We start from the raw sequence: 11,523 nt of genomic DNA, 5'->3' as shown, positions 1-11,523 counted from the left end.
ATGGGCGAACGGAAGCGGACAACCTGGCGGACACGTCGAAGGCCGCCACCGGAGTCCCGGTGGCGGCCTTCAGCGTCACTGCTTATTCGTAGATCTCGCCCTTGGCGGCCTTCTCAACGAGCGAAGCCGGCGGCTCGAAGTGGTCGCCGTACCGGGCGGCCAACTCCCGCGCACGGTCCACGAACCCCTGCAGGCCACCCTCGTACTGGTTGATGTACTGGATGACACCACCGGTCCAAGCCGGGAATCCGATGCCGAAGATCGAGCCGATGTTGGCGTCCGCCACCGACGTCAGCACGCCTTCGTCGAAGCACTTCACCGTCTCGAGCGCCTCGGCGAAGAGCATCCGCTCCTTGAGGTCCTCGAACGGCACCTCGGCCGAGCCGGACTTGAACGCGTCGCGCAGGCCCGGCCACAGACCGGTCCGCTTGCCGTCTTCTCCATACGAGTAGAAGCCCGCGCCCGTCGACCGGCCCTTGCGGTCGAACTCCTCGACCATCCGGTCGATCACGGCCTCGGACGCGTGCGCCTTCCACGTGCCACCGGCCGCCTCGATCGCCTCGCGGGTCTCCTTGCGGATCTTGCGCGGCAGGGTCAGCGTCAGCTCGTCCATCAGCTGCAGCGGCGGCGCCGGGTAGCCCGCCTGCGCGCCGGCCTGCTCGATCGACGCCGGCTCGACGCCCTCGCCCAGCGCGGCGACGGCCTCGTTGATGAACGTGCCGATCACGCGCGAGGTGAAGAAGCCGCGGCTGTCGTTGACGACGATCGGGGTCTTCTTGATCTGCAGCGTGTAGTCGAAGACCTTCGCCAGCGTCGCCGGGGACGTCTTCTCGCCGCAGATGATCTCGACCAGCGGCATCTTGTCCACCGGCGAGAAGAAGTGGATCCCGATGAAGTCCTCGGTCCGCTGCACGCCCTCGGCGAGGGTGGTGATCGGCAGCGTCGAGGTGTTGGAACCCAGCACCGCGTCGGCGTTGACGACGCTTTCGATCTCGCCGAACACCTTGTGCTTCAGCTCGACGCTCTCGAACACGGCCTCGATGACGAAGTCGACGCCCGCGAAGTCGGCCGGGTCACCGGTCGGCTTGATCTTCGCCAGCAGCGCGTCCGACTTCTCCTGCGTGGTCTTGCCGCGCGAGAGGGCCTTCTCCTCGAGCTTGACCGCGTAGCCCTTGCCCTTCTCGGCCGCCTCCTGCGAGACGTCCTTGAGGACGACGTCGATGCCCGCCTTCGCGGACACGTACGCGATCGCCGCACCCATCATCCCGGCGCCGAGCACGCCGACCTTCTTGGCCGTGTACTTCTCGAAGCCGTCCGGGCGCGAGCCGCCGGAGTTGATGGTCTGCAGGTCGAAGAAGAACGCCTTCGTCATGTTCTTCGAGACCTGGCCGGTGGCGAGGTGGATGAAGTAGCGCGTCTCGATCTGGAGCGCGGTGTCGAAGTCGACCTGCGCGCCCTCGATCGCGGCGGCCAGGATCGCCCGCGGCGCCGGCATGTTCGCGCCCTTGATCTGCTTGCGCAGGTTCGCCGGGAACGCCGGCAGGTTGGCCGCGAAGCTCGGGTTCGAGGGGGTGCCGCCGGGGATCTTGTAGCCCTTGACGTCCCACGGCTGGACGCCGCCCTCGGGGTTCGCCTTGATCCACGCCTTCGCGGCGGGGACGAGCTCCTCGACCGAGCCGACGAGCTCGTGCACGAGGCCGAGCTCGAGCGCCTTGGCCGGGCGGTGCCGCTGGCCCTGCAGCAGGACGTTCAGCAGCGCGCTCTGGATGCCGAGCAGCCGCACGGTGCGGGTCACGCCACCGCCGCCGGGCAGCAGGCCCAGCGTCACCTCGGGCAGGCCGATCTGGCTGCCCTTGACGTCGGCGGCGATGCGGTGGTGCGTCGCCAGCGCGATCTCCAGGCCACCGCCGAGCGCGGCGCCGTTGATCGCCGCGACGACCGGCTTGCCGAGCTGCTCGATGCGGCGCATCTGCCCCTTCATCAGGGAGCTGCCCTCGGTCAGCTCGGCCGCGTGCTCGGGCTTGGCCTGGATGAGGTCGTTCAGGTCGCCGCCGGCGAAGAAGGTCTTCTTGGCGGACGTGATCACCACGCCGGTGATCGAGTCCTTCTCCGCCTCGAGGCGGTCGACGGTCACGCCGAGCGACTCGCGGAAGGCGGCGTTCATCGTGTTCGCCGACTGGTTCGGGTCGTCCAGGGTCAGGGTGACGATGCCGTCGGAATCCTGCTCCCAGCGGATGGTCTTGCTCTCGGCCATTGTGGTCCTCACACCCGCTCGATGATGGTCGCGACGCCCATGCCGCCGCCGATGCACAGGGTCACCAGGGCGCGGCGCGCCTGGCGGCGTTCGAGCTCGTCGACCACGGTGCCGACCAGCATCGCGCCGGTGGCGCCGAGCGGGTGACCCATGGCGATCGCGCCGCCGTTGACGTTGACCTTCTCCTCGTCGAGGTGCAGGTCCTTGATCCACTTGAGCACGACGGACGCGAACGCCTCGTTGAGCTCCCACAGGTCGATGTCCTCGGGCTTGAGGCCCGCCGTCTTCAGGACCTTTTCGGTGGCCGGCGTGGGGCCGGTGAGCATGATCGTCGGCTCGGAGCCGATCGACGCGGTCGCCACGATCCGGGCGCGCGGCGTCAGCCCGAAGGTCTTGCCGATCTGCTCGGAGCCGACCAGCACCAGCGCGGCGCCGTCGACGATGCCGGAGGAGTTGCCGCCGGTGTGGACGTGGTCGATCTTCTCGACCGAGTGGTACTTCTGCAGCGCCACGGCGTCGAAGCCGCCCAGCTCGCCGATACCGGCGAAGGCGGGCTTGAGCTTGCCGAGGCTCTCGACGGTGGACCCGGGACGGCGGTGCTCGTCGTGGTCCAGCACGGTCACGCCGTTGATGTCCTTGACCGGCACGACGGACTTGGCGAAGTAGCCACCGGACCAGGCCGCCTCGGCGCGGTCCTGCGAGCGGACGGCCCAGCGGTCGACGTCCTCGCGCGAGAAGCCCTCGATGGTCGCGATCAGGTCGGCGCCGGTGCCCTGCGGGACGATGTAGTTGTCGTAGGCGGTGGCCGGGTCCATGAACAGCGCGCCGCCGTCGGAGCCCATCGGCACGCGCGACATCGACTCGACGCCGCCGGCGATGACCAGGTTGTCCCAGCCGGAGCGGACCTTCTGCGCGGCGGTGTTCGTGGCCTCCAGGCCGGAGGCGCAGAAGCGGTTGAGCTGCACGCCGGCGACGGTCTCGGGCAGGCCGGCGTTCAGCGCGGCGGTGCGCGCGATGACCGCGCCCTGCTCGCCGACCGGCGAGACGACGCCCAGTACGACGTCGTCGATCACGGCGGGGTCGAGGTTCGGGTGGCGGACCTTGAGTTCGTTGATCAGGCCGACCACCAGGTCGACCGGCTTGGTGCCGTGCAGGGCACCGCCCTTGTTCTTGCCGCGAGGCGTGCGGATCGCCTCGTAGATGTAGGCCTCGCTACTCACAGAACATCTCCTCGCGAGCGTGTCGGACGTCGTTGTGCCTAAGCCGTGTCGCAGCCGAGTATACCGGCCAGTAGGGCTAATGCCCATTAACATATCTCCGGATAACCCCATGGTGTCAATGGCTTGCAGGTGTGCCATCAGCCGCTATCGTTCACTCACCATGACCGACGTCGAACGCAGCTCGCGCCCCCGCGACCGCAAGGCCCAGCTGGCCGCGGTGGCGGCGGAGCTGTTCCGCGCCCGCGGCTTCCCGGGGGTGTCGATCAAGGACATCGCGGACGCGGCGGGGGTGACCGGTCCGGCGCTGTACCGCCACTTCGCGGACAAGCAGGCGATCCTGGCGTACGTCGTCCTGAGCGGCTTCGAGGACATGGAGGAGGCGACGGCGGAGGCGCTGTCGGACTCGGTTCCCCCCGCTGACCAGCTGGAATCCCTCCTGACGCGGCTCGCCTCCCAGGCGGTCGAGCGGCGCGAGATCGCCGCGTTGTGGCGCTGGGAAGGCCGCCACCTGCCGAAGGAGGACCAGCGCGAGATCGCCCGCCGGTCGGCACTGGCGCTGGCGGCGTGGTCGAAGGCCCTGCTGACCCGGCGCCCCGACCTGGGCGTCGAGGACGCGGAGCTGCTCTGCTGGGCCGCGCTGTCGGTGTTCGGCAGCGTGTCGGTCCACCACACGTCGGTGGCCCGCCGCCGGTTCGCTGCGTTGCTGGTCGAACTGGCCCTCAGTGTGCTCAACGCCACACTGCCTTCACCGTCTTCTCCGCCACCGTCCGCGGCTTTGAGCCTGGGCACTCCCTCCCGCCGCGAGCAGGTCCTGGCGGAGGCAACGGCCCTGTTCGCCCAGCGCGGCTTCCACGCGGTGAGCATGGAGGACATCGGCGCGGCGGCGGGCATCGCGGGCCCGAGCGTGTACCGCCACTTCCCGAGCAAAGCTGCACTGATGGTCGCGATCGGCCACCGCGCGGCGGACAGGCTGGCCCTGGCGGCCGAACTCGCGCTGCAGACCTCCGACGAGCGCTCGGCCCTGCGCCGGCTGGCGGCGTCGTACGTGCACACGATTCTGCACACGCCGGAACTGCTGGTGTCGTTCTCGGCGGACCGGGTGACGATGCCGGACCGCGACAAGGTGGATCTGCTGCGGGTGCAGCGCGATTACGTGGCCCAGTGGGTGACGCTGCTGTCGGCGGTGCGCCCCGAGTTGCCGGTACGGGAAGCGAAAATCATGGTCCACGCGGCGCTGACGATCGCCAACGATCTCGCTCGCACGCGCCGGGTGGCGGCCCGGCCGAACTTCGAAGCCGAGCTGACGGCGTTGCTGCACACGGTCCTCGGCGTCGCCTGAACCCCGAATGCCGATCAGTTCCCTACCTTCCGCCCTTCCTGCCGGGGCCGCCGATCAGGCATCATGGACGTGGCGACTCGGCCGTTTTCGTTCGTGAGTGGGGATGGGACATGAACACAGTTCTCGAACACGCGAACCCGGGCGCACCACTGGTCGATCTGAGCGCGGTGCCGCTCAGCGCACTGCGCACCATGAACAGCCCGGAGTTGCAACGCGCCTTGCGCCGGGTGGTCGAACAATCGGCTGCCCCGCAGTTCTGCGACCAGAAGCGCGACGACAGCTGGCACCACTAGCCGTGCCGTCATGCCGGCGCGCCAGGAACACGTGACACGGGGCGAACTGCCGGTGCACCGGATCGGGACGGCGGATTTCGACGCGATCGCGAACGGAACCGGCGACATCGGTGCGATGCGGCTCCTGCGCGAAGCGGAACGCAGCCGGAGATTGCTCCTGCTGCGCGCGATCACCGACCTCGTCGCGAAGGACCCGGCGGCGCGCGGTCCGCTCGCACCCCCGGACGACGCCTGGGATCTGCTGACCCGGGTGCAGAACTCGGCCCCGGAAGCCGTCGACCTCCTGCTCGGGCACCCGTACACCGGTACGTGGGCCGGCTACACGATCCGGTTGCTGCGCAAGCAGATCACCGGGGTCTGCCCGCTGTGGGTGCACACCGGCCACCTGCACGCGCTGGCGGCCGCGGCGGCGATCCGCGCCGGTCTCGACTTCACCGCGACCATCCCGGTCTGGGCCGGCACCGCGATGCTCCCCGGCCTCGGCGTGGCCCGGTTCCGGGCCGGCACCGAATGGATGGTGGCGCGGGTACGCCGGACCGGAGCCGTGCTGGAACTGGACAACGGCCGGGAGATCGTCCGGGCACCCGCCGACCCGGCCACGGACGGGCCGGGCTGGTGGGGCCTGCGCCAGGTGACGGCGGTTTCGGGTGACCGCGTGCTGTCCCTGCGCCTCGACGACCTCGACCCGTACCGCGGTTCCTTCGAACCCGTGCTCCCCCAACGGCTTCCGGCGGACGAACGGGAGAACTGGACGCGCCTGCTCGACGACGCCTGGCGGCTGATCGTCCGCTGCCTGCCCGACACGGCGGACGCGTTCCCGGTCGGGTTCAGTTCCCTCGTCCCGCGGCCGATGCAGCCGTTCCGCACCACCAGCGCGTCGAGCGGCGAGGCCTTCGGCAGCGCCGTCATTTCGCGGCCCGCCGATGCCGCGTCGCTCGCCGCCTCGCTGGTGCACGAGTTCCAGCACAACCGGCTGAGCGGGCTGATGCACCTGCGGCAACTGCACGGTGACGACCCGGCCGAGCGGTTCTACACCGCGTGGCGCGACGATCCGCGGCCGATCGGTGGCGTTTTCCAAGGCGTGTATGCCTTTTTCGGCGTCACGGCCTTCTGGCGCGCGCTGGCCCGGTTCGACGACGAACCGTTCCAGCGCATCGCCGAGTTCGAATTCGCCTACTGGCGGCAAGCGGTCTGGCAGGTCCTGGAGGTGCTCCGGGCCGACCCCGGGCTGACCATCGACGGACGGCGGTTCCTGCGCCGGCTCGCCGAGCGGCTCGGGCCGTGGCTGCGCGAACCGGTGCCGACACCCCAGGCCGCCGCGGCCAGCACGGCCCTGCTCGACCACTACGCCGGCTGGCGGCTGCGCCACCTGCGGCCCGACCCGCTGGTCGTGCGGGCCCTGGCCGAAGCCTGGTCGGCCGGGCGACCCCGGCCGGCGCTCGGCTTCCTGCCCGACGCCGACCCGACGCCGGTGCCCGACGGCCCGTGGCACCACGCCCGGCTGGACCTGACCCGGCTCGCCCTCAACGATCCCACCGGATTCGCCCGGCACTGGCCGGAAGTGCCGGGGGCGACCACGGCCGACTTCGCCGGCGTTTCGGGCCGGTTCGCCGAAGCCGCCGAGGGCTACCGCGCGGAGCTGTCCGCCGATCCGGACAGCCCGACGGCCTGGACGGGACTCGGCCTCGCCCTTTCCCGCTCCGGGACCGGGCCGGCCGGGTCCGTGCTGCTGCACCAGCCGGAGCTCGTCCGCGCGGTGTACCGCCGGCTGACGGCCGACGGCACCGCACCGGACACGCCGGACGAACTCGCGGGCTGGCTCGGCTGGCTGCGGACCGGCACCCGGCCGGCCCGCAGCTGATCCGGTACTACAGTATCGATCAGTACCGATCCGGCCACAGCCACGGCCGAATGACCTCGCAGCAACGGTTGCGCGCCGCGTGAGGGTCGGCCTGCTTTTGACCGGATCGGTACTACAGCGGCAGCGGGTCGATGTCGCAGTCCGCGCGAACACCCTTCGATGCCGCGATGGTCCCGGGGTGCGACTCGCGCAGCACCATCCGGTACCGCGAGATGACGTCGGCGTAGAGCGTCTCCGCTTCCTGGCTCTGCCCGGACGTGCGCAGGTCGAGCGCCCGGTTGAGCGCGGCGGCGAGCGTGGTCGGGTGGTCCTTCCCGAGTACCCGCTCGGCTCGCGCCAGCATGTCCGTGCCCAGCTCCAGCGCGGCCGCGGTCTCGCCGAGCGCGGAGAGGTCGCTCGCCAGGTTGATCCCGCACAGCACCGCACTCGGGTGGTCCGGTCCGAGCGCCTCGCGCAGCTGCGCCAGGGACCGCTCGTCCAGTTGCCTGGCCGCGGCGGCGTTGCCGAAGAGCCGCAAGGTCACCGCCAGGTCGACGGCCGCGGCCATCGTGTGCGGGTGGTGCTCGCCCAGGTTGCGCCGGTAGCGCTCGAAGATCTGCTCACCCAGTTCCCGCGCGGACCGCAGCTCCTGCGCGTGCCGGAGGTCGATCGAGTACCCGAGTGCGCAGGCCATCACGTTGAAGTTGTTTTCGCCGTAGCGCACGCGGAACCGCTCGAGCACCGCGGCCGCGAGTTCCTTCGCCGCCTCGTGGTCGCCGGCCTTGCGCCGGGAGACCGCCAGGTAGGCCATCCGGCGCAGGGTTTCCGCGTTGTCCTCGCCGAACAGCTCGCGCACGCGTTCGGCGAGTTTCTCGTTCTCTTCACGGGCCCAGACGTAGTCGCCCGCCTCCCGGCGGTCGATGATGAGCCCCATCCGGGAACTCAGCGTCTCCGCGTGGTCGTAGCCGAGAATCTCGGTCTGCCGCTGGTAATTCGTTTCGTCCAGCTCGCCGGCTTCGCGGTACTGGCCCGTGAGACGCAGGTTCGTGCCGTGGATCCGCGCCGCGCGCAGGGTGACCGGGTCGTCCTCGCCGAACAGCGCCTTGGCCTTCTGGTAGACGTCTTCGGTCAGATCACGGGACGCGAGGAAGTTGCCCTGCGCGGAAAGGTCGCCGGAGACCGCGATCTGGGCGGCGAGCGTCTCCTCGCTGTTTTCCCCGGACAGCTGCTGCCGCGTGTCGAGGATCGTGCGGTTGATCTCCGCCGCCTCCGTGTACCGGCCGGTGACCCAGTAGTAGTAGCCCAGCCGCTCGGCGGCCTGCAGGGTCTGTTCGTCGTCGGGCCCGAGCCGCTCGGTCCAGTTCCGGTGGGCCATTTCCGCGAGGCGGAGGGCCTCGTCGTGGTCGCCCCACTGGTAGAGGTACCGCATCAGGTTGAGCACGAGCTGGCGGACCCAGCGGTCGTCGCACTCGACGATCTCGGACGGGTAGACGTGCGGCAGGATTTCCTGGTAGCGCGGCCACTGCTTCGACGAAGTGGGGTCGTTGGGGTCGCGTTTGGCGAGCAGCAGATGGGCACCGTGGCGCATCTCCGCGCGGTGCTGCGGGGTCATCCGGTTGCGCAGCACGATCTGCACCAACCGGTGCAGGACGATCGAATTCGTGCGGTGGTCGATCTTCGCCAGGCTGTACCGGTTGATGTCCCGGATGGCCCGCGCCAGTTTCATCGGGTCGCGCAGCGCCATGTCTATTTCGGGCAGAATGGAAATGCTGCCGACCCCGGAGAAGAACGCACGCGAAATCGGTTCGGGCGCGAAGAAAGCACAGATCTGGAGCAGCTGGTGCGCCACCGGATTTCGGGTCCGCAGTTCGTCGAACGCGACGTTCCAGGCCGCGGCGACGGAAACCTCGTAGTCCGCCGGACTCGAGGTGTCGAGGATTTCCGCGACTTTCTCGTCGAACAAGCGCAGGTATTCCTGCACCGGCATGCCGGTCTCCGCCCGCCAGGCGGCGGCCTGCTCGATCGCGAGCGGAAGGTCCCCCAGGCGTTCCGCCAGCTGCTCGGCCTCGGCCACGTCGATCTCCGGGCCGCGCCGGCGCAGCAGTTCGATGCTCTCCGAACGCTCGAAGACGGCGACTTCCAGCGGCCGGGCGACACTGGCCCACTCCGCGTTGCGCGAGGTGATCAGGATTTCGCCGGGCCCGTTGGTCGGGAAGAACTGGCGGACCAGCGCGACGTCCTCGGCCGAGTCGAAGACCAGCAGCCAGCGCCGGTACGGCCGCCCGGTCCGCAGCGCCTCGCGCACGGCCGGGATGGCGGTGTTCGCCTCACCGGAGCCCGGGAGGTTCAGCGCCTGGGCCAGTTCGGTGAGGGCGACCCGGATCTGGGCCGCCTCGGTGGCCGGGATCCACCACACGACGTCGTATTCGCGCAGGTGGCTGTAGATGTACTCGACGGCCATCTGGGTCTTGCCGATGCCGCCCATGCCGTGCAGGGCCGACGGCAGCACGGCCGTGGTGCCGGACATGACCCGCTCGCCCAGTTCCCGGAGGAGTTCCCGGCGCCCGGTGAAGTTCGGGTTCCGGGGTGGCACGCTGCCCCAGACCGGCGGGACGTCCTCGGCCGGGCTGTCCCCGTGCTCCAGGGTGAAGATCGGCCGGCGGCCCAGCAGGGGACCGGCGTCCCCGGCCGGCGAAGGCTCGCGCAACTCCGGACTCCGCCGAACCGGGTCGTCCGCCACCTCACCGGTGGCCGTGACTGCGGACGTGGAAGCCTCAGGGGGCACGGGCGCTTTCGCCATAGTGTCTCTCACCGGTTCACCATAATCGTAGGGCGGCATTCTCTTTTGGGCGATATGATCATCTGCTCCGGAAACAGCGGACGACAGAGTCGCTGAATCGGGTGCCATTGGGGGTAATTCACCGGAATAGTCTCGCTCTTTCGAGCGAATTCGACTGGCGCGGGAAGAATAAGGCCCACTCAGGGCCTGCATTACCACCCGTTCGAGTGCGACGTCGTGCGCCGGATCCGCCTGGGAATCCGGATCCCGGGTGGCGTCCGGCGCGTCGATGGCGTCCCGCAACCGGGTGATGGTGCCGAACCGGGCTTCGGTGGCGCGGACGACCTCCGCGGTGTCGGCGCGCCGGGCCCCGCTCAGCAGCACCTGCCGGACCGAGGCCGGGAAGTCGAAAACCGTGGTCTCGTCGCCGACCGCCGCGGCCGGCCGCAGCAGCCCGCTCGTCAGCACTTCCGTCAGGTGCTCCGGCCGCGCCTCGGGGAGGAGTTCGTCCTGGACGAACCGCGCGACCGAAAGGTTGGCCGGCACCGCGGCCAGCATGGTCGCCAGCCGGTACGCCGGCGGGGAGGCGACACTCAGGAACCGGCGCACCCGCTCGCGAGCGGTGCCCGGGTCGACGAGGTCGTCGCTGCCTTCGATGGGCGCCCCCTTCAGGCCGCTCAGCAGCACCCGGGCGGGGACGAAACCCTTGTGCTCGCCGGCCACCAGCCGTGCCCACCACCGCAGCCACCGCGGGCCGAGCTCCATCACCGGCACCGGGATCGCCCCGGCGTCCTTGGCCGCGGCCAGCTCGGGGTCCGCCCACGCCTCCGGCAGTTCCCAGCCCCACTGGCTGTTCGGCGCCACCGGCACCCGAACGTTCAGCCGCGCGCGGTGCAGGTCCATCCCGCGGGACCACAGCCGTTGCGGCAGCACGTGCAGGACGGTCGTCGGCATCACCGACGCCCACTCGGCGAGCACGGCCGAAACACCGCCGGACCGCCAAAGATCGCCGACGCCGTCGGTGACGACCAGGACGAGCCGCCTGCCCGTCGGGTCGATCAGCTCGGACGGGTCGCGCGGCGCCGACGACGACGTCTCGCCGTACAACCGGGGCCGGCCCCGGCGGTGGCCACTACTCTGCGTGTCCAGCCGGCGGTACTGGATCGTCCGGAAGGCACCGAGCTGTTCGAGGCCGGCGCGGAACGCCTTGACGGTGCTCCGCCAGAGTGTCATCGACCTCGCGGTATCCACCACGACGGTGAGATCAAGCCACCGTTCCAGCTCGGGTTCGGTCACCGGCCACCAGAATCCGCTCTCGGCGACCCGCTCGGCCGTGGCGGCTTCGTCGACGATGACAACGTGCTCATGCCAGGCCGGCACCCTTCGCTTCAGCGTGCGGAGGGCCCGAACAATAACGGACGGCCGAACCGATCCAGAGACCGGTTGTGACTGTGGCGCGGAATCCGTGGCCGCCGGGACTTCGGCGACTCCGGCCGCAATCACCTGACGTGGGCTTTCGAGCAGCGGAGCCGGTTCCGCCCGCGCGGCCGGGGGCGGCAGCTCCAAGGGCAGCGGGAGGGGGTCCCCGGATGGCGGGCTGTCCGGCGGCAGCGGGGACGTGGCCGGCCGGGCCCGCGCCTCATCCGTCCGGGTCGCCGCGATCAGCCACAGGGCGTCGGCGACGTCGCGGACGTCCGGCCGGCCGGGTCCCCCGGGGAGCCGCCGTTCGCCCGCAGCGGTGAACCGCGATCCCGCGCCGTCGGGATCGGGGACCGGCGATACGGGCGGCCGGCCCACG

General features: G+C 70.4%; 6 protein-coding genes. 3 read left to right on the top strand and 3 right to left on the bottom strand.

Annotated features, from left to right (window positions below):
- Window positions 1-82 precede the first annotated feature (82 nt).
- Window positions 83-2,254, bottom strand: coding sequence for a 3-hydroxyacyl-CoA dehydrogenase NAD-binding domain-containing protein (locus tag C2L58_RS00185; protein ID WP_103334749.1), 2,172 nt, complete (start codon window positions 2,252-2,254; stop codon window positions 83-85).
- A gap of 8 nt (window positions 2,255-2,262) precedes the next feature.
- A complete protein-coding gene (locus tag C2L58_RS00180; protein WP_103334747.1) occupies window positions 2,263-3,474 on the bottom strand; it encodes an acetyl-CoA C-acetyltransferase in 1,212 nt (403 codons plus the stop codon).
- A 160-nt stretch (window positions 3,475-3,634) separates the two neighbouring features.
- On the opposite strand from C2L58_RS00180, the gene C2L58_RS00175 reads away from it, so the two are divergent.
- The 3 genes from C2L58_RS00175 to C2L58_RS00165 all read left to right on the top strand — a co-directional run bounded on the left by C2L58_RS00175 (window position 3,635) and on the right by C2L58_RS00165 (window position 6,967).
- A complete protein-coding gene (locus C2L58_RS00175) occupies window positions 3,635-4,813 on the top strand; it encodes a TetR/AcrR family transcriptional regulator (protein ID WP_103334745.1) in 1,179 nt (392 codons plus the stop codon).
- Window positions 4,814-4,923: 110 nt separating this feature from the next.
- On the top strand, window positions 4,924-5,106 hold the full coding sequence (gene fxsA, locus C2L58_RS00170; protein WP_103334743.1) for an FxSxx-COOH cyclophane-containing RiPP peptide: 183 nt from the start codon (window positions 4,924-4,926) through the stop codon (window positions 5,104-5,106).
- A gap of 31 nt (window positions 5,107-5,137) precedes the next feature.
- Window positions 5,138-6,967 (top strand): aKG-HExxH-type peptide beta-hydroxylase, encoded by a 1,830-nt coding sequence (locus C2L58_RS00165; RefSeq protein WP_103334886.1) that lies wholly within the window; start codon window positions 5,138-5,140, stop codon window positions 6,965-6,967.
- A 112-nt stretch (window positions 6,968-7,079) separates the two neighbouring features.
- Here C2L58_RS00165 and fxsT read toward each other — a convergent pair whose 3' ends face one another.
- The gene (gene fxsT, locus C2L58_RS00160; protein WP_304532664.1) at window positions 7,080-11,522 is read right to left on the bottom strand and encodes an FxSxx-COOH system tetratricopeptide repeat protein; all 4,443 of its coding nucleotides are present in this window, start codon (window positions 11,520-11,522) and stop codon (window positions 7,080-7,082) included.
- Window position 11,523: the final 1 nt, after the last annotated feature.

This window comes from Amycolatopsis sp. CA-126428 (assembly GCF_002904335.1).
In the GTDB taxonomy this organism is placed as follows: domain Bacteria; phylum Actinomycetota; class Actinomycetes; order Mycobacteriales; family Pseudonocardiaceae; genus Amycolatopsis.
The sequence above is the reverse complement of the archived record's forward strand: the minus strand, read 5'-3'. Positions and strand labels throughout refer to the sequence as shown.

Excerpts from the sequence above, each read along its gene's own strand:
- C2L58_RS00185 (WP_103334749.1), bottom strand. The coding sequence starts at position 2,254 with ATGGCCGAGAGCAAGACCATCCGCTGGGAGCAGGATTCCGACGGCATC.
- C2L58_RS00175 (WP_103334745.1), top strand. The coding sequence starts at position 3,635 with ATGACCGACGTCGAACGCAGCTCGCGCCCCCGCGACCGCAAGGCCCAG.
- fxsA (WP_103334743.1), top strand. The coding sequence starts at position 4,924 with ATGAACACAGTTCTCGAACACGCGAACCCGGGCGCACCACTGGTCGAT.